The organism is Ferruginibacter paludis, assembly GCF_030409685.1.
GTDB classification, from domain to species: Bacteria; Bacteroidota; Bacteroidia; order Chitinophagales; family Chitinophagaceae; genus Ferruginibacter; species Ferruginibacter paludis.
In genome coordinates this window covers 1-23,016 of record NZ_JAUFQJ010000008.1, presented here as the reverse complement: position 1 = coordinate 23,016, position 23,016 = coordinate 1, and the positions used below count along the sequence as shown (strand labels likewise).

The window sequence follows — 23,016 nt, the reverse complement described above, 5'->3', positions numbered from 1 at the left end:
CTCCGCAATGCGGGGGCTTTTTTATTATATTTGCGCACTAAACTCAATACAGTAAACCAATGTACAAAGCAGTTTTTATAGATATGGATGGCACATTATTAAAGAGTGATCATTCTGTGAGCGAAGCCAACAGGCAGGCCATTCATCATCTGCAGCAAAAGGGAATTTTGGTAATACCGATTTCTGCACGGCCTTTACACGGTATGATGCACATAATAAAAAATGTTGTAGCTGACGATGCGCCATTGGTGAGTTTAAATGGAGGTTATATTGTACACAAGGATGAAGTGATTTTCCAAGATGCAGTTTCATTGCACGAAGCTGCAAGTGTTCATAAAGAATTATGCATGTATGACTTGTCTGCCATGTATTACAGCCAGATGGAATGGTTTGCAGAACAGGAAACCGACCGCATTAAAAAGGAACAAAAAATTACGGCTGTTAAAATAAAAATTCAACCCTTTGGTGAAACCCTTCAATATTGGGATGAACAAAAAAATGGCCCGAACAAGATATTGATTGCCGGCGAAAAGCACCTGGTGCATGATATTGAACAGCGGCTTGTTGAATTGCATGGCGGAAAGCTGAATATTTTTAAATCACAATCTACTTACCTGGAAGTGATGAGCAGCGCAGCTTCCAAGGCAAAGGCCGTTGAGTTCCTGATGAACCGCTATGGTATTGAGCAAAAAGAAATTATTGCGATAGGAGATAATTTTAATGATCAGGGAATGATTGAGTTTGCCGGTATGGGTGTAGCCATGGGCAACGCGCCGGAACAAATAAAAGCAGTGGCCAATTACGTTACAGACACCAACAACAATGATGGTGTTGCCAAAGCATTGCAATATTGTTTTAATTAAAACCAGGTAATCCAATACATACAACAGCCACCAGGTTTAACCCGGTGGCTGTTTACATGCGTGAATCATATTTACTTTACAACATCTTCCAGTTCTGTTTCTTCATCATTTACGTCACCTGCTATCAGCGCATCCTGGATCTCCATTGTCTGCGCCTGTCTTCTGTCGGTTGATACATCTTTTGCCTTATTCAGCATGCTTGCCAATACATCCGTGCATTCGCTTACCGAAGTCTCAAAATATTGACTGTTCTTTTTTACAAACAAATCATTGCCCGGCACTTCCAGCCGCACTTCACAATAATTATTTTCTGGGTTGGTGTCCGGCCCTTTAAACAAGGTTACGTTGGCCCTGATAATGGTCTCACTTTTTAAGCCATTCATCTTTTCTGTAATAAACTGCTCAATTGATTCTCCTGCTTTAAATCCTAAGGATTGAATAATGATATCCATGGTGTTTTTTAATGGTAGTCAGGCAGCAATTGTGCCAAACAAATTTTAAGCATAATTGTCAGTCCTCCGGATTTGCCTCGTATCATTAATCAGCAAAAATTGATTCATTAAAAGGATGCATCCGGATAAGTTCAAATTTTGTTAACTTCCCTATATGAAACATTTTAAGTTTTACTCCAAAGAAGATATACTATCGCTGACAAAAATTCGCCGTTTTGAAACCCGGATAGGGGAGCGGATAAAACACCTCCCTGTAACGAACGATTGGATGGAAGCATTGCAGCAATCTGCCGAAAAGTATGTGCTGCTGGGCATTCCAGAAGATATTGGTGTGAAGGCGAATTATGGAACAGGTGGTACTGATACCGCCTGGCTGCCCTTTTTATCCTGCTTTTTAAATAACCAAAGCAATGATTTTTTAAATGGTGAAAATATATTGCTGCTGGGTCATTTTGATTTTGGAGACATCAAATACCTTATAGAAAACAATGCGGATAATCCTGATGAACTGATAGAAGCTTACCGCCATGCAGTAAACAGCATAGATGATGCCGTGGAGAATATGATCAAAGTAATTACGGCGTTAAAAAAAATACCCATTGTAATTGGTGGCGGGCAAAACAATGCCTATCCCATTATTAAGGGAACGGCAAAAGGATTGCATAAGGCAGACGTTATTCCGCTAGCCCAGATCAATTGTATTAACCTGGATGCGCATGTTGATTTTAGTGCAACCGAAGGAAGACACAATGGCAATGGGTTTCATTATGCTGAAGAAGATGGGTACCTCGGTAAATACTGCATTATCGGCGTACATGAAAACACAATATCCCAAAATGTGTTGTTGGAAATACACAACAATCCCTTTATAGATTATATCACCTACGAAGAAATTTTTATCCATGGCAGAAAAAACTTTATGCAGTCCGTAGCCCACGCAACCGGGTTTACGGAAGATACCTACACCGGCATAGAGCTGGATTTAAATTGTATTGAACAGGTACTAAGCAGTGGGATGCTGCCGGCAGGAATATCTGTGTTGCAGGCAAGGCAATACGTTACTTTTACAGCCCAGGATTCCAAACCTGCTTACCTGCATATCAGCGAAGGTGCGGTGCAATTGGTTGACGGTAAAAAAAATGATACCACGGGGATACTGATAAGTTACCTTGTAAGTGATTTTGTAAAAGAGTTGTCGCAGGATTGATCAGGGGCGCAGGGCTTCCGCCATTTCTTTTTCTGTAGCCACACCATCTTTGCGCCAAACCTGTTTGCCATTTTTAAATACTATAAAGACTGGCAGAGCAGTTACTGCATATTTTTTTAACAGGTCAAGATCTTTACCTCCATCCACTTTCACCAGCTCAAACTGGTTGGCATGATTGCTTTGAAGACTTTTTATGACAGGCTCCATTTTTTTGCAGGGCGGGCACCAGGTTGCGCCGAAATCAACCAGCACCGTCTTGCCACTGATGGCTGCATTAAAAGCTTCTTCGGTCATTTGCTTTTCATCAGATTTTCCTTCCAGCGGTTTATTGGCGGCCTTCCATGCATTGATGCCGCCTGAAAGTTCTATTACATTTTCATAGCCTTCTGAACGTAACTGCTTTGCTGCAGCAGCACTCCGGCCGCCGGCCAGGCAATAGATATACACTGGCTTGTTTTTATCTACAAACGCAACCCTGCGGCTGAATTCAGCTTTGTCGTTCCAGTTGGCCAGCAATGTATTTTTAATATGGCCAGCACTGTATTCTTCTGGTGTTCTTACATCTAAAATTTGTACAGAATCTTTGGTGATTGCTTTTTCAAATTCATCTGCCGTTAAGTTGGTTTTCTGTTGCGCCTGGCAGGAAATTAAAATCAACCCAAACAAAAAAGCAATGGCTGTGCGGTGAATTATTTTCATAAAAAAATAGTTAAGCTGCAACCAGAAAATCTATCTGCCAGCAGGCAGACGGATTTTTCCTGGCATAATTAATTTTTAAAAAGCAATAACAAAGAAGCCAATTTATCTTTCAATTCTTTCCTGTTGATGATAAAGTCAAGAAATCCATGTTCCAGTAAAAACTCGCTGCGCTGAAAACCTTCCGGTAAATCTTTTTTGATTGTTTCCTTGATAACCCTGGGGCCTGCAAAGCCAATCAAGGCACCTGGCTCTCCGCAAATGATATCGCCCAGCATCGCAAAGGAAGCAGTTGTACCGCCGAAAGTAGGATCGGTACACAGTGAGATGTAAGGGATTTTGGCATCAGACAACTGCGATAATTTACCCGAAGTTTTGGCAAGCTGCATTAATGAAAATGCGCTTTCCATCATCCTGGCACCACCGCTTTTATTGATGATCATAAAGGGGATGCGGTGCAAAATACAGTAGTCGCATGCACGGCTTATTTTTTCACCCATTACGCTCCCTAAACTGCCGCCGATAAATTCAAAGTCCATACAGGCAACCACAAAATCATTGCCTTTTAATTTGCCATGTCCTACAGTGATGGAATCGTGAATACCAGTCTTGGCGTAGGTTTCATCCAGCCTTTTATTGTAGGGTTTTAAATCTACAAATTGTAAATAGTCTGTGGATACAATATTGGCAAAGAGCTCTTCGTATTCATTGTCATCAAACAAAATTTCAAAATATTCTCCGCTTCCAATGCGGTGATGATGATCACATTTAGGACAAACAAATAAGTTCTCCCTGAGTTCCGAAACGGTGCAAGTGTATTTGCAATTGGGACACTTGGTCCATAGTCCTTCGGGTGCATCCGCCTTGTCTTTTGTTGCCGTAAGAATGCCTTTTTTAATACGCTTAAACCAGCTTCTTTTTGTTTCATCTGATTCTCCGTCTTCGCCGGCAAGGTTGGCATCAAAATCTTCTTCTTTTATCATAATAAGCCCCACCTGCATTGTATTGCAAGAAGCTAAAAAATGCAGGGTTCTTTTAAAAGTTAAAAATTTATTACATCTTTAAAAACAGCTTTTTAAGGGTGGTGTAAAATAACTGCAAACAATTTACATTACCTTAAGAAATATAAATTGTTTGCAGTGTTATATTAAAGACTATGCATTACGGTTAAGACAATTCAAATCGTCAAAAGCGGTTTCAAGACGTTTGATAAAAGTCTCCTGTCCTTTGCGTAACCATACTCTTGGATCGTATTGTTTTTTGTTTGGTTTATCACTTCCTTCAGGGTTGCCCAGTTGTCCCTGCAGGTAGCCTTCATTCTTTTTATAATTGTTTAAAACACCTTCCCAGAATGCCCATTGCAAATCCGTATCGATGTTCATTTTGATGGCGCCGTATCCGATTGCTTCCCTTATCTGGCTTTGCGGAGATCCGCTGCCACCATGGAATACAAAGTAAACGGGTTTTGGACCGGTCTGTAATTTTTTCTGAATATACACCTGGCTATTATTTAAAATTTCGGGGCGCAGTTCAACATTGCCAGGTTTGTAAACACCATGCACATTACCAAAAGCTGCGGCAATGGTAAACATGTTGCTTACCTTACCCAATTCTGTATAAGAATACTCAACGTGTTCCGGTTGGGTATATAATTTATCATTTTCAACATCGCTGTTGTCAACTCCATCTTCTTCACCGCCGGTGACACCCAGTTCAATTTCAATACTCATGCCCAATGGAGCCATTCTCTTGAAAAACTCTACTGATGTATGGATGTTTTCTTCAATTGGTTCTTCACTTAAATCAAGCATATGCGAACTGAATAAAGGCTGGCCTTTTTCTTTGTAAAATTGTTCGCCGGCATCAATCAATCCGCTGATCCATGGTAACCATTTTTTTGCAGCATGGTCGGTATGCAGTACTACAGGTACACCGTAATACTTGGCTACATTGTGTATATGCAAAGCGCCGGAAATGGCGCCCGAAATATTGGCTTGTAACTTATCGTTCGGCATTCCTTTACCTGCAAGGAACTGGGCGCCGCCATTGCTGAATTGTATAATTACAGGAGAGTTAACTTTTGCTGCCGCCTCAAGCGTAGCATTGATGGTATCTGTGCCTATGCAGTTTACTGCGGGTAAGGCAAACTGGTTGTCTTTAGCGTCATTATAAAGGGCTTCTAGTTCTGCGCCGAACAATACGCCGGCTTTGTATTTACTCATGTTGTTGTTTTTTTACAAAAATAAGTGAATTTCACTTTTGGTTAATGGTTATTTGAAACTGATATGCATCTGCAAAAAGATACAAAGGTAACAGTAACAGGTGTTTTTAGAACAATTGTGCAGGCGGAGTGGCATACACGGTTAAAGATAACCGGATAATTTAAAACGCAGCACTGCTCAGGCCAGGCGGACTGAACAATGCATTGCTGGTGTATAAATTTGTGAAGAGGTGGTTTGGGGGACAGATAATAAACCAGGCATTAGAGCTTTGGATATAAAAACGGGAGAGAGAATAAAAACTTCCGCATTCATTTATAAACACGGAAGTTTTTAAAATTTTTTAGCTTGGGGACTGTTCCGGGAAAAAGTCATTCCATGGTCAGCGTACAGCTTTTCCTGTTTTGCAACAGTTTTGGGATAGTAAATTCAGGATTTTTCAGGATAAAGGACGTGGTTTGCTTTCTTCAGGATACCGGATAAAATGCTACGGAAGTAATGTTCGCAATGCTTTCGCAGCACCGGGTAAGAAAAATGAAAAAGAAGTTGACTGATATTGGATTTTTGCTATTAGCTTTAAATCGATATTGGATTGAACTTTATAGGCTTTATCAGGATATTTGGATATGATTGATATTTAATTCCTATCAATCAACTTCTGATACAAAGATGCAGCAGAAATGGATGCTACACAAGCGCATAATTGCTCTATTATTAATACACAGTAAATACGGAAGCTATCGTAACAAAACTGTAAAAAAGTACGTTTATTTACGATAAAACGTATCGTAAAAATACGTACCCGCTCGATTGAAAGTTAAAATTTAGCAGGAGATAAGGTATATAATTTAAGCAACCCGCTTAAGTTTATGCGGATATCAAAACCTTTGTTGACTAAAGGTATCGTTCTTCAATTATTTTTTTATGGTGATACACATGCCCCAGCGTAATATATCCCATACTTGCGACGCTGGTTGGTATACTGTTGGCGCTACCAATTCTTGTAAGCGTTTCTTCTGTAAAGCTTTTATAAAGCAGTTCTGTTGCTTTGCGTACGGCTAAAAATTCTTCTGTAAGGCTTAGCCAGGTTCTGTCGTTGGCTACCACGCTTGCGGCATAGGCATTTTCATCAAATCCAGCGATATTGCTGGCTTCCCTTCTTGCAAAACACAACGCACGGAAACAAAAAATTCTTTCCGTATCAATGATATGTTGCAATAAGTCTTTGAGTGTCCATTTACCCGGGGCATAAGCGTGCATTGATTTTTCTTCTGTTATACGGCTTAATAAACTTGCGATAACCGGCCCCTGGTTTGCGAAGCCCTGCAGCAATGATTCGTCTGGTACCTGGTCAATATATTTTTGAAAATAGGGAGGATAATTTTCCGGAGATGGTTTAAACATGGCTGAAATTTTTTATGGTTAAATAAAATGCCGGGCGAAAGCCCGGCACTAAATTACTATTTTTAGAAACTGCTGTAAATTATCCTTTTTTATTTTTTGTCATCGTCGGTGCAGGTAACACTTCCTTTGTCCTTTCGCCTTGGAGACTTGCCGCTAATTTAACTGCTTCATAGGCATTCAGCAAACCACCACTAACACACAATTCACTTAGTTTAGTTTTTTGCGTAGTGCCAGGAACGTTTACTTCAGTATCAGGTGACACCGAAGACTTTTCAATGATGTATTTTAACTGCTTGGCGCTTAACGTTGGAAAATATTCCAGCAACAATGCAGCTGTACCTGCCACCACCGGGCATGCCATACTTGTACCTGAAGCATTGCCGTACATGTTTCCACCAGGGATGGTTGAATAAATTTGTACACCAGGAGCAAAAACATCTACCTGTTCTTTACCATAGTTGCTAAAGTTAGCTGTAATGCTGCCTGTATGCGGATCTCCGCTTGCACCAACAGTAATCCAGTTGGTTGCTTTTTTGCCGTTGTCAAGATAAACAGGGCTTGGGAAATTGTCTGTGCTGTCAACGTTTTTAGCATCGTTGCCAGCTGCGTGCACCAGCAGTACACCTTTGCTTTCAGCAAATTTTACAGCATCATCCACCCATTTCTTTTCAGGCGAAAACTCTTTTCCAAAACTCATACTGATCACCTGGGCGCCATTTTCCACTGCGTAACGTATCGCATTGGCGATATCTTTGTCGTGTTCATCACCATCCGGTACAGCCCGCACCATCATGATACGTACATTGTCTGCGATGCCTTTAATCCCCTTGCCATTGTCCCGAACGGCGGCAATAATACCGGCGCAATGGGTACCGTGAAAAGGAGTTGCCGTCATAATATCTTTGTTGCCATAAAAGCGGTCACTGATATCCTTTTCATCGTCCTGAACAATTTCCTTCCGGTATTCTTTTGGAGAGTTTTCTACTGCATCTGCTTTTCGCAGCTCGCCGTTTAATTCGTCTATAATCTGTTTATTGGTTAGTTCGTTGCTATTGTTTCCCTTGCACAACTGAGTTAGAAATACTTTAGTCCTTTTTGCATTGGCATCTGTTGGATTGTATTTTTCAAGGTCAGTACAATTGTATTCTTCTTTGCCTAATTCTTTTGTAATAACAGAATCACCTTTTAAAAAGCCGGGTAATATTTGTTTTAAAAAGGCAATTTCCGCCGGGTTTACTTCACCCGCTACTTTCTCTTTTACTTTTTTATAAAGGGCTATTTCATTTTTCTGCGTATCGGAAACGGCTGAATCCTCAGGAATTTCTTCGCCATATTTTGCCTTTAAAGCAGTGTAGACCCTTGCCCCTTCGTAACTGTCTTCTTTTACATTGCGACCATCTTTACCGCCTAAAAAGTTCCAGCCATGCACGTCATCAATGTAACCATTATGGTCATCATCAATGCCATTGCCCGGAATTTCTTTTGCGTTGGTCCATAAAACCGGCTTCAAATCTTCGTGCAATGTATCAATGCCGCCATCAATTACTGCAACCAACACCTGTTTGCTTTTTAGTTTTTTTGCCTTCAGAAAGTCGTACGCTTTATCCAGGCTGATGCCATAATAACCAGTGCTTGCTTTATCCAGCTGGTACCAGTTCTTCGGAACCTCTGTGGATGCACTTTGTGCGAATGTGGCGGTGGTTACCAGTAACGCACTGCTTAAAAACCATATTTTCATAGTTTAAATTTTACTGGGAGGCAAGTTATCACAAAGCCTCTAAATGTATCAATCAAATCAAAAAAAATAACTTGTTTTTATCAAAAAAATATCGGTCTACAATTGGATAAAACGGGTAAAAAATGGAAAGATGTCAGTTTTATCTCCAGGAAGCTGTTGATCAAACAGGCCAAAAACGGTGCTTCCGCTACCGCTCATCGCAGCAAATACAGCTCCCATGCTGTATAATTTTTCTTTGATTTCCTTTATAACAGGCCAGTTTTGACTCACCGGTTCTTCAAAATCATTTATCAGCGTATGTTTCCATGATGATATTGGCTGCTGCATTATAGCGGTCAACGATGCCACCTGCGAACTTTCCCCATCCAGCTTATGCAATTTCAAAGCCGCAAATGCTGCTCCTGTGTTTACATGTATGCCCGGGTTTACCAATGCCAGCGTATAGCCTGAAAGATTGAGCGCAATGGGGTGCAAAATTTCACCTCTGCCAGTTGCCAGACAGGGTTTATTTAAAATAAAAAAGGCGCAATCGCTGCCTAGTTGAGCTGCGTAGTCTATTAATTTTTCGGTTGATATTTGTAAGTGGAAAAGTTGATTTAATAGTCGTAAGCTAAACGCAGCGTCCGCAGACCCTCCACCCAGTCCGGCTCCCATGGGAATACATTTGTGCAGGTGCATCGTTATAGAAGGGAGCTGGGGGAAATCTTTCTTTAAAAGCCAGTAGGCCTTCATGCAGATATTATCTTTGCTATCACCATCTACTGCTAAACCTGAGTTGCTGAAAATAATTGGTTCTGAATTGCTGGAGGAGATGATTTCAAGTGCATCGGTAAACGGTACCGGGTAAAAAATGGTTTCCAAATTATGGTAACCGTCATTTCGTTTATTAAGAATGCGCAGACCAAGATTAATTTTGCAACCGGGAAAAACGACCATGTTTTTAATGGATAATTTTTTAATTGATAATTGATACTATATTCAGATTTGGCCAATTATCCCAAGCCGGTATATCAAATATCATTTTTTTAAGAGAAGATAAGTATTGAAGAAATGATCCACTAATCCATTATAAATTATCCATTAACCTGCTATTTTCTTGTTTTTATTTCATCCCGGATGGCGATTGCTCTTATATAATCTTCCTGTTCCAACACTTCGTTTAACAGTGTATTCAATTCTTCCAGCGAAAGGCGTTGCAAATCGTCCTGTCCGCCTGTTTCTGTAGTTACCGGGGCAGTCGACTTCTTTTTCTTTTCATCATTTTCCATCAGGATGCCGGCACTATCCAATATATTTTCGTAAGTAAAAATACTGCACCCAAAACGCACTGCCAGCGCAAGTGCATCTGACGTTCTGGAATCAATTTCAACGGTATCATTCTGACTGCTGCATACCAGCTTACTGTAAAAAATACCTTCCTGCAAATCGTTGATCACTACTTCGTGTAGTTCAACATTAAAAGCCATCATAAAATTTTTCATCAGGTCGTGGGTAAGCGGACGACTGGGGCTCATGCGTTCCAACGCTACTGCAATGGCCTGGGCCTCAAAACCTCCTATTACAATGGGCAATCTGCGTAAGCCATTCACTTCTCCCAGCACAACTGCATAGGAATGAGTTTGTGTAATGCTGTGCGAAAGGGCAACTATTTCTAATTCAATTTTCTTCATGTTCAAATCGTCAAAAAGGGATATAAGTATCTTACTAAGTGCAAATATAAAAAACAAAAGCCTTTCAAGACAATTTGAAAGGCTTTATAAATTAAATTAATAAATTTTTACTTTGTCAACGCTACTTTTAGATTTACAGCTGCTTCATTTGCTTTACCGCTTCAATAATTTTGGGCATTATTTCAAAAGCATCACCCACAATTCCGTAATCAGCGGCCTTAAAAAAGGGCGCCTCAGGATCTTTGTTGATTACAACAATCGTCTTGCTCCTGTTTACACCCGCCAAATGCTGAATGGCTCCGGATATACCAATGGCGAAATACAGGTTAGGTGCAATAGCAAGACCGGTCTGACCCACATGTTCGTGATGCGGCCGCCAGCCGATATCTGCAACAGGTCTGCTACAAGCAGTGGCGGCACCCAATAGTTTAGCGAGGTCAGTTACCAACCCCCAGTTTTCCGGTCCTTTCAGTCCACGGCCACCGCTTACTACAATTTCTGCTTCACTTAATGGCACTTCGCCTACTACTTTATCGGTAGCAGTTACCTGCACTTTGGGTGCTTCTATTGTTGCAGCAAATGGGGCTACTTCAGCAATGCCTTCGGTGGTAGCAACGGTAAACGAATTGGGATTTAACGAAATTATTTTTATAGCCGTGTTGATGGTAACATTGGCAAAGGCCTTACCGCTAAATACGTTTTTTTGCACCGTAAATCCATTGGTTGTATCGGGCAAAGCAATGGCACCTGAAACAAGCCCGGCCTTTAACCGCACGCTCAACCGCGGTGCAATGGCCTTGCCGTTGAAGTTGTTGGAAAACACAATCACAGTTGCGCCAGTAGCTATAGCAACCTCCGCAATAATTTTTGTAAACCCCTGAGCATCCACATGGTTAAGCGCCTCATTTGTTACGGTATGTACTTTAGTAATTCCATAATTACCCAGCGACGCCAAATCGTCATTTACAGTACCGAGCACAACAGCTTCCGCAGCAGTACCCGTTTGTTTTGCAACGGCAGCGCCATAACCGGCAGCTTCGAAAGAAGATTTTTTAATGTGGCCATCGGCCTGGTCCAAAAATATTAATACACTCATTTTAAAAGTTTTGCTTTAAATAAAAATGATTTCAAATAAATTAATAAACTCCGAATTGAAAGTGTTGCCCAATGAACTAAAAGCAAAAGAGTGCGACGCCTATGAAGTTGCAAGTTGCTTCCTGGCCGGGACAATAATTACAAGCCTTCAATCGGGCGAACTCCCTGAAACAAAAACTAACCACCCTAAGTTCCCCCTTTGGAGACGGCAGCTTTTAAATTACCTTCGCTTCCTCATGCAGCAACCGAACCAGCTCTTCCGGGTGCTCGGCACTTACCATTTTTACACCTGCCTTAGCCGGTGGTAAAGTAAAGGATGCGATGGAAGTGAAAGCCTCTGCAGCAGCAGGTTCTACCACTTTCAGCGGTTTGTTCCGGGCGCCCATAATGCCTTTCATATTGGGGATGCGTTGTTCAGCCATTCCCTTCTGGCAACTCACTACTACGGGTAGCTGCACTTTATCGGTTTCTTCCCCACCTTCAATTTCGCGGTTGATGCTAGCCGTGGTTCCTTCCAGTATAAATTTGGTTGCCAGCGAAACATAGGGAAGGTCAACTAACTCCGCTACCATGCCGCCGATAGAAGAACCATTATAATCAATCGTTTCCTTACCGGTAAAAATTAAGTCGTAGTTATTTTCCTTTGCAATGGCTGCAATCTGCGAAGCAATAAAATAACTGTCATGGCTATCCGCATTTACACGGATGGCTTCATCACCACCCAGCGCCAGCGCTTTGCGGATGATTGGGTCGCAGTCCGCTCCGCCCACGGTTACCAAGTGAATCACCGTCGCAGCATCGGCTTCTTTTAATTCGATGGCCCTCACCAGCGCATACCATTCATCGTACGGATTGATGATCCATTGAACACCATCTGCAGCGAATTTCGTATTGTTATCAGCGAAGGCTATTTTTGCGGTGGTATCAGGCGTTTTACTGATACAGACTAAAATTTTCATGCAAGTTCATTTTTCCCTGTCTTTATTGGGTGCTAAGACGGTCGTTATAAAATAAAGTTGTTTATGCAACTAATAACAAAGGTAAGTGTTGTTCCCATAAATAAAATAAAAAATTAAAAAAAAAGTATCACATGAGCCGGATAGAAAAATTACTGGAATATCTGGAAACTTCCGGCAAGGATAGTTTTCTGCAACATGCACTGGCACTGGAATACATCAAGGTGGGCAACGATGAGGAAGCCCGCAAACTCTTCAATGAAATCCTGTTGCGGGAGCCTACTTATATCGGTTCTTACTATCATTTGGGAAAATTACTGGAGCGGGTGGCAGACTTTGACCGGGCCATCAGAATTTATAAAAGGGGCATGGAAGAAGCAAAAAGGGCAGGGGATAATCATTCGTATAATGAACTGCAGGGAGCGCTGGAGGATTTGGAGGAGTAAAAGCCCCCTTAATCCCCAGGGGGAACTTGGTGGAGAGTATTTGTGCCAGTTAGTTCTTTTCAATGGCAAGTTTAAAATTGTTGTCCGGGCTGAGAAGCTACTTGCAACTTCATTGGCGTCGCACTCTTTTACTTTATTTTTTCATTGCATCTTTGGCCCGCGGTTCATATCGGTTTTCAGCATTTGTTACAAACTTATACATGGAGCTTTTCGAAAAATTTACCACATACCTTAAAAAGGAAAACCTTTTTCAATCAACCGATAAACTGTTACTGGCAGTCAGTGGGGGAGTTGATTCTGTTGTATTGTGTACTTTATGCAAACTGGCAGGTTACAATTTTTCCATAGCACATTGCAATTTTAAATTACGTGGCGAAGCAAGTGACCGCGACGAAAAATTTGTACAGGAACTGGCTGAAAAATACGATGTGCTGTTTTACTCAACAAGTTTTGATACCACATCAATAGCAGCAGAAACAAAAAATTCAATTGAAGAAACCGCCCGTAACCTGCGTTACCAGTGGTTTGAAACACTGCGGTCTGAAAAAGGCTATAATCACATTGTGACAGCCCATCATGCAGATGACAATATTGAAACCGTGGTAATGCATTTTTTCCGGGGCACTGGGATAAAGGGTTTGCGGGGTATTTTGCCAAAGCAAAATAAAATAGTACGGCCATTGTTATTTGCCCGCCGTGCGGAGCTGGAAGCTTTTGTCTCAACAAATCAACTGGCATTTGTAACTGATCATACCAATGCAGAAAATGATTATACCCGCAATTATTTCCGCAACACTTTGCTTCCCCTGGTAAGCCAAAGTTTTCCCGAAGCCAAAGAAAACATCCTTAAAAATATTCAGCGTTTTACCGAAACTGAAATCCTCTACCGTCAGTCGGTGGATATTCATCTAAAGAAACTGCTGGAGCAAAAGGGCAATGAAGTACATATACCGGTGCTGAAACTTTTAAAAACGATACCGCTTGCAACTGTTGTTTATGAAATAATAAAAGACTTTGGGTTCACAGCTCATCAAACTGATGAAGTGATTGGGTTGCTAAAAAGCGAGACAGGAAAATATGTAGAATCGGCCACACACCGCATCATTAGAAACCGCAACTGGCTTATCATTGCGCCGGTTGTGCATGAGGAAGCGCAACATATTTTAATTGAACAGATTGACAAAAGAATTTTATTTGCAGGCGGAGAAATAACAATTGAAAAAATAGCTTCAGACAAGGTAAACCTGAACACATCCCAATCAATAGCTATGCTCGATGCAAGAGAAATTAGCTTTCCTTTACTACTCCGCAAATGGAAGCAGGGCGATTATTTTTATCCCCTTGGCATGCAAAAGAAAAAGAAGGTCAACCGTTTTTTGACAGACCAAAAGTTATCGCTTACCCAAAAAGAAAATACCTGGGTAATTGAAATGAATAAGAAAATATTGTGGGTGATTGGCCTGCGCATTGATGACCGTTTTAAAACAACTCCACAAACGCGGCAGATGCTGAAACTGGAATTTAATAAGTAGAGAAGAGGTTATCTAAACGAACCGTTTTTACCTGCTCCAAAAAATTCGCCACCACGGGATAATGACCAAAAATGCCTGCGCAAATCACAATAAAACCGATGCCGAACAAACCTCCCCAGATATGTGCTGAGTGGTTGATATTACTGTTGCCTTTTTTTGCCAGCAAATAAGAGATCACCAGGTAAAGAATACCAAATAAAAATCCCGGAATAAACACAGGTATAAATATCAGCCCAACGCCCTGCATGGGATTAAAGAGTATAAATGCAAAGACCACCGCAGATACAGCGCCTGAGGCACCCAAACTCTTATATTGATAATTGTCTTTATGCGTCATATAAGTTGGTATAAGGCACACCGCAAAAGCCGCTACATACATCAGTATATAAAACAGTTTACCTGCACTGCCAAAAATAGCCACAAACTCAAACTCAACGCCACCATTGTGCTGACCCTGCCCGAACAGGTACAATGCGTACATGTTAAACAACAGGTGCGGAATATCTTTATGAATAATGCCGCAGCTAAAAAAGCGATACCACTCATGATTGACTGAAACCGCTGGCGGATAAAATATCAGTTTATCCATCAGCTCTTCATTATTAAAACAGATAAATGATACAATGCAGGTAATGGCTATGATAATAATAGTAACACTCATAAAATTTTATTGATGATGATATTTTTCGTTGCGGTTGATGCTGCAGGCTCTGTACACCTGCTCGGCTAAGATAACCCTAACTAACTGATGAGGAAAAACCAATTGTGCTAAACTCCACTTAAAATTTGCTCTTATCATCACTGAATCGCTTACACCAAAAGCACCACCGATTAAAAAAATGATATTTTTTGTACTTTCATTTGCCCGCTGCTGAATAAAAGAAGCCAGTCCTTCACTGGTCAATTGTTTACCCCTTTCATCCAGTAACACCAGGAAATCATCTTTTTGCAATGCTGCTAAAATAATTTCTCCCTCTTTTTTTTTAAGATCTGTTTCACTCAAAGCAGCTGCGTTTTTAGGACCCGCAATAATGGTCCAATCCACCGGATAGTAGTTGGCAATGCGTTTTGTAAACATTTCCACACCTTCTTTAACAAAGCTTTCATGCGCCTTACCCACCGTCCAGAATTGAAATTTCATTTTATTATTTAGCGCAAAAATGCATAAAGAGTTGGGATGAATAAAATAAATCTCTATTTTTGCCGTCCGAAACAAGAAACGGCTGCGTAGCTCAATTGAATAGAGCATCTGACTACGGATCAGAAGGTTTCAGGTTTGAATCCTGACGCGGTCACTGAAAATCAAAGAGTTATGAATTAAAATTTATAACTCTTTTTTTATTTGATACATAATTTGATACATGTTTTGTGTATTTAAATTATTGTTAATACTTTGTGACAAAAGCAATAACTGTGGCAAAAGTTAGCTTCCCCGTAAAATACATCTCCAACAAGTTTTATATAAGTGAAGTTTCTGTCGAAGGGAAGCATACACGGAAATTTTATTTCCGCATCAGTTTTTATGAATTGTATGCAGCCCAGGTTATCCGCACTGGCAACTGTCTCACCTTGCTGAGCACTACCTTTGAAATCACCCGCGATAATTTCTGGAACCCGCATTATTTTGAAGACATTGCCCGATATGTTTTCTGGACTTTTAATAAAAGCTTTCTGCTTATTTTGTCCGATAAAATAAATGGTTTAACTATAGCCCAGCTCAAACGCTGCCATGAAATACTAACACACGATTTGGTTCCTTACCAGACAACAGAAGGGGAAGAAGTGGCGGATGAAGAATTGCGCTGGTGCCATGTAAAAAACCACTTTCTGAAAAAGAATAAAAAACACCAGCAGATGTATACGCTTGATCAGCAAAACCGGTCGGTGCTATTACAGGCATTGACTGAGCAACTGGAAGAGCGATTGAAATCTGCTGATGAAAAAAAAGAAATTATTGAGGAGCCGGAGTTTCCCACTTTTGAAGCCCTGTTAAATCCGGTCAATGGCGGTGAAGCCGCTACACTGGAACTGATCAAACAAAAAGTAAGCGAAGCCCGTTTCGAATTTGACATCTTTTCCCGGATAGCCAAACTGCCCAACGGCAAAAATCCCTATGGCCTCAACAGCACGATTTCCGCTGTCATTGATCACTTTTACCAGCTGGGGTATTTTAAAAAAGAGGCTGACCTGAAAACCATCTTCCGCAGCTATTCGGTCTACACCGGCAACAGTATCGGCAAATTCAACATCTTTATTTCTGAATTCAGGAATGAAGAGCGTTATAAAAAAAATATGGCCAAACTAAAGGCACTCAAAATCAACAAGCTATCCTAGCCATTAAGGAAATTGCCTGCTTCCCTGATTTCGTTCCCTGAAAATCCTGAAATATTTTTCCCTTCCTGCCAATTTGCATCCAGTTGCTAACAATTAAAACAAACTGAGATGCAAACAAACAATCCATTCGACCTCATCCTTTCCAGGCTGGATCAACTGCAAACAACTGTGAATACATTGAGTGAACAGTCACAGCAATCTGTAGCAGCGCCATACGCTGATCCTGACCGACTGCTTGATCTCACCGAAGCGGCCGCCATTGTACGCAAGCCGGTTGGCACCGTGAGGCATTATATCCACCACCGCAACCTGCCTGCCATCCGAATTGGCAAAAGTTACCTGATCAAATTAAGTGAACTGCTGCACTGGGTGAACCGCTTTAAGGATGCCGCGGAAACAACGCCAGCAGAATTAAGCCCAATGCTGGCCAACCGGAAGCGATATGCCAAAAGCAGTATTCAGCTGCCTAAAAAAGACAAGCCATGAGCAGGGGAGACAAAAAACTTGAACATATCCGGCTGGAACGCTACCTGGCCAAACATTTTCATTTTCAGCTAAATGAGATTACCGGTTCCATTGAATTTAAAAAGCAATACGAAACAGTGTGGGAAGAGCTCAATGAATTTAATATTTACCGGCAGCTAAAGCTGGAAGGTTTTACCATTAACCTCAATGAACTGATCTATTTGCTGAAGAGTGATTATGTCAACCGCTTCAATCCCTTTGTCAATTATTTTGAAAGTTTGCCAGTCTGGAAAAATGATCCGGATTATATCCGGCAGCTCTGCAGTTTTGTGCAGGTGAAACATCCGGCCCGTTTTGAAAAGCATTTCAAAAAATGGCTGGTGAGAACCATCCGCTGTGCACTGGAAGACTCCTATTGCAACAAGCACGCCCTCATCCTGGTGCATGAAATGCAGAACTCAGGCAAAACCACTTTCATCCGTTTTTTATGCCCGGAAGCGCTGAAGAATTACATGACAGAAAATATCTCCTTTGACAAGGACAGCCTGATTGCCCTGGTAGAAAACTTTATCATCAACCTGGATGAACTGGCCACTTTTACCCGTGTAGAGATCAATGCCCTGAAAAGTATCATGAGTAAATCCTTTGTCAAGGAAAGGCATCCATTTGAGCGCAAGGCCAAGAAACTGCCCCGCCGTGTCAGCTTTATTGGTTCCACCAATATGACGGAGTTTTTAAGTGACCCCACAGGCAACGTGCGTTGGATACCTTTTGAAATCTCCGGCATCGACTGGAATTATTCCAGCCAGGTGAACATCGATGAAGTCTGGGCGCAGGCCTATTCCCTGTACAAAAGCGGCTACAGCGGGGACATTACGGCCGAAGAAGTCAGGGAAAACGAGGAGGAGAACAAGCAGTTCACCCTGGTGAGTCCGGAGATGGAACTGCTGCTAAAATATTATGAGCCCGGCACCAGGGAAAAGCATGATCTTTTTTTAACAACAGGAGAGATTGAGATCGCCCTGCGCAAAGAAACGGATGGACTGGCGAAGATCTCTGCCAACCAATTGGGCAAGGCTTTACGGATGACAGGCTTTTCGCGGGATAACCGGTACAGTAAAGGAAAAGAATATCCTATCAAGGCCTATTTTTTGAAATTCCGGGAAGAAAAGTGATAAAACTGCTTACTTATCTTACTTGGATAGTTGAAAGCCGCTGCCAGCAGGCCTTATTATAAGTAAGATGCATATTACTTTAAGTTACTTGAACTTACTTATGTTACTTATAGGCAACGGCATCAACCCTAAAAAATAAGTAAGCAAGTAAGACAAGTAAGTTACTTTTTTGATTTTGTAAGTTTTTTATTTCATCAGCAATAAAACATGAAAAAAGAGAGCAGCAATGAAAACAAATCATCTTTCAATAAACGAAATAAAGCAGCTGGATATGGTGGCCTACCTGGAAAAGCTTGGATATCAGCCACAGACAATTAAGGGCAATGATTACTGGTATCTGTCACCGCTCAGAACAGAATCGGTAGCCTCTTTTAAAATCAACCGGGAGCTGAATGCCTGGTATGATCACGGCATGGGTAAGGGTGGTAACCTGGTGGATTTTGGCATTCTGTATCACAACTGCAGTGTACAGGATTTTATAGAAAAAGTGAGCTCCGGTATTTTTTTATTTCATCAGCAACCTGACAATAAGAAGGATATTAAGACCGAAGAGCAAAGCAATAAAATACAGATCACACTCGACAAAGCAATTGAACATCCTGCCTTGCTTTACTACCTGACACACCGCGGCATCCCGCGTGAAATTGCCTTGCAATATTGCAGGGAAGTTCATTACGAACTGAATGACAAAAATTATTACGCAATTGGCTTCAGGAACAATGCAGGCGGCTATGAGTTGCGCAATGCCTTTTTTAAAGGCAGCAGTTCCCCCAAAGATGCAACACTGATACAAACACCTGGCGCTCTTTCTTTAACCGTTTTGGAAGGTTTCTTTAGTTTTTTATCCTGGCAAACCTTCTTTGGGAAGCAGCAATTAGCTACAGATTTTCTTGTGCTCAATAGCCTGGCTTTAATGGATAAAAACAGCCTCCTTGTTCAAAATTATCCCGCTACAAATCTGCTGCTGGATAATGATGCGGCCGGCGATAAAGCCACTGTAAAGATGCTGGCTTTGAATCCTTCTATATCCGACGGCCGCAAAATCTACCAGGGATATAAAGACCTCAACCAACTGCTGACAGAAAAAAATAAACAGCTTAGAACCCTGCAGGTAAAGGATCTTAAAAAAGAACTACCGGAGAAAAGACAACAGCAGGGCAGAAAAATGTAACCCCTTTTTTAATAAACATTTTAAAACAATTGTTATGGCAGACTTTAAAAGAAAAACCCTGTCACTGAGCACAGGGAAACAAATCAAATTATTTGGCGACAGCATCGCCATCAGTAAAGCGCTCGAACTGGCAGAAGCTTATGCCCCGAATATTTTATCGGCATCCTTAAACAACACGGAAGAAAAAGCAACGCGTGCTGTTTGCAATCCTTACCGTTTAACTGAACCCGAAATCCTGGAACTGGCCGATTACAATATCCGGCTGTGGATGGAACTCAAAGACAATATCCGTAAACACGGGTTGGAAAGTCCAAAGATTTTTAAGCAGGAAAGCTAACAAATATACTGCTACACGAGTGATTTAGGAGTAAAAGGAGTAACCAAAAAGGCTTTTCGATGACTTGAAAACCGCGGAAAGCGCTATTTTTTTGATCCTTTATTATGGCGAGCGGTGTTGTTGTCGAACAAAAATTTTGTTCGGTCACAACGCTCGCTTTTTCTCCCGCTGGTCGCAAAAGAAAATGCAGGAGGACACCTGAAAAATGAGGAGCATGAAAACGTTGATTGTGAAAAAAAAGAAGGCGGGAAGACCGGGCAAAACCGTCAAAAAAGAAGTAAGGGCAGCCGTTCGCTTCAGCCGGCACGAATACTTTATTGTGCGGGAAAAAGCCAGCCAGGCTGGCCAGACCATTTCTTTTTATATCCGCCAGGCGGCAATTGAATCCAAAATTATTCCCCGCATCAGCGCCGAAGAAACCGCTTTGATCCGCCAGCTTGCCGGCATGGCGGTCAACTTTAACCAGGTAGCCAGAATTGCCCACCGCGAAGGGCTCTATGAATCCATGCAATATTTTAACCAGTACCGCCAGGCAATGGACGAGGTAATCAAAAAATTGCACCATGATCAGTAAATGTATTTCCACGGGTTCTTTCAAAAATACCTGCCGCTATATTACCCAGAAGCCCGGGGCAACCATCATCCTGAGTGAAGGGGTACGGAGTTATGATTATAAACTGATGGCAAAGGATTTTGAAATGCAGCAGCAGCTGCGGCCGGAAAAACAGCAGGCCTGTTTCCACGGAGTCTTAAGTTTTTATCCCGGAGAAAAACCCTCCGATGAAATGATGGAAGCGATTGTAAAAAAATATTTGCAGGACCTGAAAATTGAAAACACGCAGTACGCCGTTTGCAAACATGCGGACAAAGCCCACCTGCACCTGCACATCGTGGCGAACCTCGTCAACAACAATGGACAGGCAATCAAAGACAGCTGGATTGGATTAAAAGGAAAAAAAATTGCGCAGCGGCTAACCCAGGAATATAAACTCATACCAGCCCTGGAAAAAAAGTTGTCACTGACTCACCTGGATGAACTCAGGCAACCGGAGCTGGATAAATACCGGGTTTATCAGCACATCACGGAAATCTTACCACAGTGCAGGAGTATGGCAGAGCTCGAGAAAAAACTCCTGCAGCGGGGAATAGAAGTGCAATACAAATACAAGGGACAAACGCAGGAAAAGCAGGGCATCAGTTTTAAAACGGGCAACTACTGTTTTAAAGGCAGCCAGGTCGACCGCAAGTTTTCCTACACGGGTCTGGTGAATACCATCCAACTGAAGGTAACGGAAACCTTACAACAGCAGCAAAAACAGGCGCAACTACTTTTACAAACACAAGAAAAAAAGCGGGAAAAAAGCATCGGCCAGGAACAAAAAAATGAACTGAAGCCAACGTCTAAAATTGCAAAGGAGCCTACCAGGAAACAGAACAATAAGCCAGCTAAATTAATAGATGCCGTGATAAAACCGGACCTGACCTATGATTATGTTCCTGCAGAATTATTAAAGGAAACGGAAGAAAGCCGGAAGCGAAAAAGAGGCATGCGCATCAGCCATTAAAAATGATTTTTGAACAAAAAAAAATGAACAATCATGAACGACAATAATCAAAATACCCAAACAGTGTTTATGGAACTGACAACGAAAAAATTAGAGGGACAGGATAAAAAAATAGAAGCCTTGTCCGATGGTTTTAAACAGGCAACCGACAGCCAGGCAATGGTAAAGGAACTAATGGCCATGGTACAGGACTTGAAAAAAGACAGCAAAGCAGGTCAGCTTCCGGCAGCAGTGTTACAAGAATTATCCAGCCTCCTGGACAGAAATATCAGCGGGTTGCAGCAGCTCGCCGTACACAAAATACAGCATCATCATTATGTGCCTAAGTTAACCTGGATCACTGCCGGATTATTTATTGCGTTTGCCCTCGTATGTTCCGGCTGGTACAACACCTGTACCAACCTGGGACAATATACTGCCAATGATACCAAGTACCGCAAGCTGCGGCTGGACACCGCCCAGCTTGCCTTGCAGCGCTACCTGTATCACATAGATAGTTTGTATGAAGTTAATGCTGGTTTACGCAAAGAAGTGATTGAAACGGAGCGTCAATACCGGGTCAATTATGACCGGTTGCAAAAAGCAAACAGGTTGAAAGAGGAAGCGAAGGCGCTTGAAAGGTTGTCTAAAGAAAAATGATTAAGATTGCCGTTAATAGGAGGTGGATAGATTGAATGGATCCCAATTTTAATATCGCAAATTGTTCCAGCACATGCCTGTCATTGGCTGACATTTTCCTGATCATTAAGCTGGTTGTGCATTTTTAACTGGTCTACAACCCATTCATAATAGCTGTTGCCTTTGAAGGCAAACCAATGCTGCCGGTAGTCGCCTGCATTATCGATGACAAATTTAAAATGTGTGAACGGGCCTTTTCTTTCCAGGGCATCTATAAGCTTTGCCCGGAGTCTTTCGTCCGTAATTTGTTCTGAAAATTCAGCCATTACTTTAAAGGAATCGCTGGCTTCCATAGCATAAATTTCCTGGTAGTTCAAAAAGTTTTTTTTGAGTCTTTTTAGTTCCTCTTTCCAGGCACTTGTGTCCATATCAAAATGCCTATCTGTATCAGGTACAAAAATTAGTTCGCCAGTTAGTTTGTGATAAAATGCCCGGAAGCCGCAGTCAAGCTGCTGCGAAATTTCTTTTATTTGTTCGGTTGTAAATGACTGCATATCATCAAAGGTTGGCTAGAATAAAAATACTACATTTTGGTATTTTTTTCAAGTTGATCAGTGTCGGCTTTTACAAATAATTGCCAGCTCACTGCTTTAACCCGTCCCTTCAGTTAAATACACGAAAATCACTTATTCTTTGATATCCATTTTTAAGTTGATTTGTAGTCAACCTATTTCAGGACGAGACACAAAACTGTCGATTGCTCTTCCGTCCAGCCACACTTGCGGCAAAGCATCTATGTAAAAGCGGTAATTTGAGGGTGCTAAATAATTCAAAAAATGAATACTCAAACTACCGCCATACCAAAGTTATTTATTGGTATAGACATTCACAAAAAACAGTGGTCTGTTCATCTTCGTATAGATTCCTGACCATGTTGACCCACCATTCCTGTTCATGTTGACCCACCATTCTTGCATGTTGACCCACCCATAAATAGGTCTGTGGTTGGTGCTTATTCTTGCATGTTGACCCACCTGAGAGAGCGATTGAATATTTTGTTATTCATGCTGCCA

The 23,016-nt window shown here is 41.5% G+C and carries 25 protein-coding genes and 1 tRNA gene; 13 read left to right on the top strand and 13 right to left on the bottom strand.

What is annotated here, in order from left to right; translation table 11 throughout:
* Window positions 1–59 precede the first annotated feature (59 nt).
* On the top strand, window positions 60–863 hold the full coding sequence (locus QWZ08_RS15680; RefSeq protein WP_290338425.1) for a Cof-type HAD-IIB family hydrolase: 804 nt from the start codon (window positions 60–62) through the stop codon (window positions 861–863).
* Window positions 864–934: 71 nt separating this feature from the next.
* On the opposite strand, the gene QWZ08_RS15675 is transcribed toward QWZ08_RS15680, so the two are convergent.
* Window positions 935–1,315: an HPF/RaiA family ribosome-associated protein gene (locus QWZ08_RS15675; protein ID WP_290338424.1), complete on the bottom strand. Its 381-nt coding sequence runs from the start codon at window positions 1,313–1,315 to the stop codon at window positions 935–937.
* A 154-nt stretch (window positions 1,316–1,469) separates the two neighbouring features.
* Here QWZ08_RS15675 and QWZ08_RS15670 point away from each other — a divergent pair, with 154 nt between their 5' ends.
* On the top strand, window positions 1,470–2,522 hold the full coding sequence (locus QWZ08_RS15670; protein WP_290338423.1) for an arginase family protein: 1,053 nt from the start codon (window positions 1,470–1,472) through the stop codon (window positions 2,520–2,522).
* On the opposite strand, the gene QWZ08_RS15665 is transcribed toward QWZ08_RS15670, so the two are convergent.
* The 9 genes from QWZ08_RS15665 to QWZ08_RS15625 form a co-directional block, all read right to left on the bottom strand.
* The gene (locus QWZ08_RS15665; RefSeq protein ID WP_290338421.1) at window positions 2,523–3,221 is read right to left on the bottom strand and encodes a thioredoxin domain-containing protein; all 699 of its coding nucleotides are present in this window, start codon (window positions 3,219–3,221) and stop codon (window positions 2,523–2,525) included.
* Window positions 3,222–3,289: 68 nt separating this feature from the next.
* Window positions 3,290–4,201: an acetyl-CoA carboxylase, carboxyltransferase subunit beta gene (accD, locus tag QWZ08_RS15660; protein ID WP_290338420.1), complete on the bottom strand. Its 912-nt coding sequence runs from the start codon at window positions 4,199–4,201 to the stop codon at window positions 3,290–3,292.
* A 171-nt stretch (window positions 4,202–4,372) separates the two neighbouring features.
* The gene (gene fbaA / locus QWZ08_RS15655; RefSeq protein WP_290338419.1) at window positions 4,373–5,440 is read right to left on the bottom strand and encodes a class II fructose-bisphosphate aldolase; all 1,068 of its coding nucleotides are present in this window, start codon (window positions 5,438–5,440) and stop codon (window positions 4,373–4,375) included.
* A gap of 891 nt (window positions 5,441–6,331) precedes the next feature.
* Window positions 6,332–6,841, bottom strand: coding sequence for a DinB family protein (locus QWZ08_RS15650; RefSeq protein ID WP_290338418.1), 510 nt, complete (start codon window positions 6,839–6,841; stop codon window positions 6,332–6,334).
* A 79-nt stretch (window positions 6,842–6,920) separates the two neighbouring features.
* Window positions 6,921–8,579 carry a S8 family peptidase gene (locus QWZ08_RS15645; RefSeq protein WP_290338417.1) on the bottom strand — a complete coding sequence of 553 codons (1,659 nt, stop codon included), beginning with the start codon at window positions 8,577–8,579 and terminating at the stop codon, window positions 6,921–6,923.
* Between the two features lie 96 nt (window positions 8,580–8,675).
* Entirely contained in the window at window positions 8,676–9,515 is an 840-nt protein-coding gene (gene ispE / locus QWZ08_RS15640) for a 4-(cytidine 5'-diphospho)-2-C-methyl-D-erythritol kinase (protein ID WP_290338416.1), read from the bottom strand.
* 152 nt (window positions 9,516–9,667) lie between these two features.
* Window positions 9,668–10,249: a bifunctional nuclease family protein gene (locus QWZ08_RS15635; RefSeq protein ID WP_290338415.1), complete on the bottom strand. Its 582-nt coding sequence runs from the start codon at window positions 10,247–10,249 to the stop codon at window positions 9,668–9,670.
* 133 nt (window positions 10,250–10,382) lie between these two features.
* A complete protein-coding gene (locus QWZ08_RS15630) occupies window positions 10,383–11,345 on the bottom strand; it encodes an electron transfer flavoprotein subunit alpha/FixB family protein (protein WP_290338414.1) in 963 nt (320 codons plus the stop codon).
* A gap of 214 nt (window positions 11,346–11,559) precedes the next feature.
* Window positions 11,560–12,303 carry an electron transfer flavoprotein subunit beta/FixA family protein gene (locus QWZ08_RS15625; protein ID WP_290338413.1) on the bottom strand — a complete coding sequence of 248 codons (744 nt, stop codon included), beginning with the start codon at window positions 12,301–12,303 and terminating at the stop codon, window positions 11,560–11,562.
* A 131-nt stretch (window positions 12,304–12,434) separates the two neighbouring features.
* Here QWZ08_RS15625 and QWZ08_RS15620 point away from each other — a divergent pair, with 131 nt between their 5' ends.
* Both QWZ08_RS15620 and tilS read left to right on the top strand, forming a co-directional pair.
* On the top strand, window positions 12,435–12,746 hold the full coding sequence (locus QWZ08_RS15620; protein ID WP_290338412.1) for a tetratricopeptide repeat protein: 312 nt from the start codon (window positions 12,435–12,437) through the stop codon (window positions 12,744–12,746).
* Between the two features lie 200 nt (window positions 12,747–12,946).
* Window positions 12,947–14,278: a tRNA lysidine(34) synthetase TilS gene (gene tilS / locus QWZ08_RS15615; protein WP_290338411.1), complete on the top strand. Its 1,332-nt coding sequence runs from the start codon at window positions 12,947–12,949 to the stop codon at window positions 14,276–14,278.
* Here the strand turns inward: tilS and QWZ08_RS15610 are convergent.
* Window positions 14,268–14,939, bottom strand: coding sequence for a rhomboid family intramembrane serine protease (locus QWZ08_RS15610; RefSeq protein ID WP_290338410.1), 672 nt, complete (start codon window positions 14,937–14,939; stop codon window positions 14,268–14,270). The genes tilS and QWZ08_RS15610 overlap by 11 nt on opposite strands.
* A gap of 6 nt (window positions 14,940–14,945) precedes the next feature.
* Window positions 14,946–15,419, bottom strand: coding sequence for a 23S rRNA (pseudouridine(1915)-N(3))-methyltransferase RlmH (locus tag QWZ08_RS15605; RefSeq protein ID WP_290338408.1), 474 nt, complete (start codon window positions 15,417–15,419; stop codon window positions 14,946–14,948).
* An 80-nt stretch (window positions 15,420–15,499) separates the two neighbouring features.
* On the opposite strand from QWZ08_RS15605, the gene QWZ08_RS15600 reads away from it, so the two are divergent.
* From QWZ08_RS15600 to QWZ08_RS15560, 9 genes are all read left to right on the top strand, one after another.
* Window positions 15,500–15,573: transfer RNA gene (locus tag QWZ08_RS15600), tRNA-Arg, on the top strand.
* 100 nt (window positions 15,574–15,673) lie between these two features.
* Window positions 15,674–16,612, top strand: a complete 939-nt coding sequence (locus QWZ08_RS15595; RefSeq protein ID WP_290338407.1) for a hypothetical protein — start codon at window positions 15,674–15,676, stop codon at window positions 16,610–16,612.
* A gap of 108 nt (window positions 16,613–16,720) precedes the next feature.
* Window positions 16,721–17,098: a helix-turn-helix domain-containing protein gene (locus QWZ08_RS15590; protein ID WP_290338406.1), complete on the top strand. Its 378-nt coding sequence runs from the start codon at window positions 16,721–16,723 to the stop codon at window positions 17,096–17,098.
* Entirely contained in the window at window positions 17,095–18,252 is a 1,158-nt protein-coding gene (locus QWZ08_RS15585; RefSeq protein WP_290338405.1) for a VapE domain-containing protein, read from the top strand. Before QWZ08_RS15590 ends, QWZ08_RS15585 begins: the two co-directional genes overlap by 4 nt.
* A 226-nt stretch (window positions 18,253–18,478) precedes the next feature.
* The gene (locus tag QWZ08_RS15580; protein WP_290338404.1) at window positions 18,479–19,423 is read left to right on the top strand and encodes a DUF8464 domain-containing protein; all 945 of its coding nucleotides are present in this window, start codon (window positions 18,479–18,481) and stop codon (window positions 19,421–19,423) included.
* Between the two features lie 34 nt (window positions 19,424–19,457).
* On the top strand, window positions 19,458–19,760 hold the full coding sequence (locus QWZ08_RS15575) for a hypothetical protein (RefSeq protein ID WP_290338403.1): 303 nt from the start codon (window positions 19,458–19,460) through the stop codon (window positions 19,758–19,760).
* Window positions 19,761–19,974: 214 nt separating this feature from the next.
* Window positions 19,975–20,334, top strand: coding sequence for a plasmid mobilization protein (locus QWZ08_RS15570; protein ID WP_290338402.1), 360 nt, complete (start codon window positions 19,975–19,977; stop codon window positions 20,332–20,334).
* A complete protein-coding gene (locus QWZ08_RS15565) occupies window positions 20,324–21,325 on the top strand; it encodes a relaxase/mobilization nuclease domain-containing protein (protein WP_290338401.1) in 1,002 nt (333 codons plus the stop codon). Before QWZ08_RS15570 ends, QWZ08_RS15565 begins: the two co-directional genes overlap by 11 nt.
* A gap of 33 nt (window positions 21,326–21,358) precedes the next feature.
* Window positions 21,359–21,964, top strand: a complete 606-nt coding sequence (locus tag QWZ08_RS15560; protein ID WP_290338400.1) for a hypothetical protein — start codon at window positions 21,359–21,361, stop codon at window positions 21,962–21,964.
* A gap of 80 nt (window positions 21,965–22,044) precedes the next feature.
* On the opposite strand, the gene QWZ08_RS15555 is transcribed toward QWZ08_RS15560, so the two are convergent.
* Window positions 22,045–22,497 (bottom strand): UPF0158 family protein, encoded by a 453-nt coding sequence (locus QWZ08_RS15555; RefSeq protein ID WP_290338399.1) that lies wholly within the window; start codon window positions 22,495–22,497, stop codon window positions 22,045–22,047.
* Window positions 22,498–23,016: the final 519 nt, after the last annotated feature.

What these genes read in the sequence shown, in the direction of transcription:
- QWZ08_RS15560 (WP_290338400.1), top strand. Translation starts at nt 21,359, where the DNA reads ATGAACGACAATAATCAAAATACCCAAACAGTGTTTATGGAACTGACA.
- QWZ08_RS15620 (WP_290338412.1), top strand. Translation starts at nt 12,435, where the DNA reads ATGAGCCGGATAGAAAAATTACTGGAATATCTGGAAACTTCCGGCAAG.
- QWZ08_RS15565 (WP_290338401.1), top strand. Translation starts at nt 20,324, where the DNA reads ATGATCAGTAAATGTATTTCCACGGGTTCTTTCAAAAATACCTGCCGC.
- tilS (WP_290338411.1), top strand. Translation starts at nt 12,947, where the DNA reads ATGGAGCTTTTCGAAAAATTTACCACATACCTTAAAAAGGAAAACCTT.
- QWZ08_RS15665 (WP_290338421.1), bottom strand. Translation starts at nt 3,221, where the DNA reads ATGAAAATAATTCACCGCACAGCCATTGCTTTTTTGTTTGGGTTGATT.
- ispE (WP_290338416.1), bottom strand. Translation starts at nt 9,515, where the DNA reads ATGGTCGTTTTTCCCGGTTGCAAAATTAATCTTGGTCTGCGCATTCTT.
- QWZ08_RS15570 (WP_290338402.1), top strand. Translation starts at nt 19,975, where the DNA reads ATGAAAACGTTGATTGTGAAAAAAAAGAAGGCGGGAAGACCGGGCAAA.
- QWZ08_RS15675 (WP_290338424.1), bottom strand. Translation starts at nt 1,315, where the DNA reads ATGGATATCATTATTCAATCCTTAGGATTTAAAGCAGGAGAATCAATT.
- QWZ08_RS15610 (WP_290338410.1), bottom strand. Translation starts at nt 14,939, where the DNA reads ATGAGTGTTACTATTATTATCATAGCCATTACCTGCATTGTATCATTT.
- QWZ08_RS15555 (WP_290338399.1), bottom strand. Translation starts at nt 22,497, where the DNA reads ATGCAGTCATTTACAACCGAACAAATAAAAGAAATTTCGCAGCAGCTT.
- QWZ08_RS15590 (WP_290338406.1), top strand. Translation starts at nt 16,721, where the DNA reads ATGCAAACAAACAATCCATTCGACCTCATCCTTTCCAGGCTGGATCAA.
- fbaA (WP_290338419.1), bottom strand. Translation starts at nt 5,440, where the DNA reads ATGAGTAAATACAAAGCCGGCGTATTGTTCGGCGCAGAACTAGAAGCC.
- QWZ08_RS15575 (WP_290338403.1), top strand. Translation starts at nt 19,458, where the DNA reads ATGGCAGACTTTAAAAGAAAAACCCTGTCACTGAGCACAGGGAAACAA.
- QWZ08_RS15645 (WP_290338417.1), bottom strand. Translation starts at nt 8,579, where the DNA reads ATGAAAATATGGTTTTTAAGCAGTGCGTTACTGGTAACCACCGCCACA.
- QWZ08_RS15580 (WP_290338404.1), top strand. Translation starts at nt 18,479, where the DNA reads ATGAAAACAAATCATCTTTCAATAAACGAAATAAAGCAGCTGGATATG.
- QWZ08_RS15625 (WP_290338413.1), bottom strand. Translation starts at nt 12,303, where the DNA reads ATGAAAATTTTAGTCTGTATCAGTAAAACGCCTGATACCACCGCAAAA.
- QWZ08_RS15630 (WP_290338414.1), bottom strand. Translation starts at nt 11,345, where the DNA reads ATGAGTGTATTAATATTTTTGGACCAGGCCGATGGCCACATTAAAAAA.
- QWZ08_RS15650 (WP_290338418.1), bottom strand. Translation starts at nt 6,841, where the DNA reads ATGTTTAAACCATCTCCGGAAAATTATCCTCCCTATTTTCAAAAATAT.
- QWZ08_RS15670 (WP_290338423.1), top strand. Translation starts at nt 1,470, where the DNA reads ATGAAACATTTTAAGTTTTACTCCAAAGAAGATATACTATCGCTGACA.
- QWZ08_RS15635 (WP_290338415.1), bottom strand. Translation starts at nt 10,249, where the DNA reads ATGAAGAAAATTGAATTAGAAATAGTTGCCCTTTCGCACAGCATTACA.
- QWZ08_RS15585 (WP_290338405.1), top strand. Translation starts at nt 17,095, where the DNA reads ATGAGCAGGGGAGACAAAAAACTTGAACATATCCGGCTGGAACGCTAC.
- accD (WP_290338420.1), bottom strand. Translation starts at nt 4,201, where the DNA reads ATGATAAAAGAAGAAGATTTTGATGCCAACCTTGCCGGCGAAGACGGA.
- QWZ08_RS15680 (WP_290338425.1), top strand. Translation starts at nt 60, where the DNA reads ATGTACAAAGCAGTTTTTATAGATATGGATGGCACATTATTAAAGAGT.
- QWZ08_RS15605 (WP_290338408.1), bottom strand. Translation starts at nt 15,419, where the DNA reads ATGAAATTTCAATTCTGGACGGTGGGTAAGGCGCATGAAAGCTTTGTT.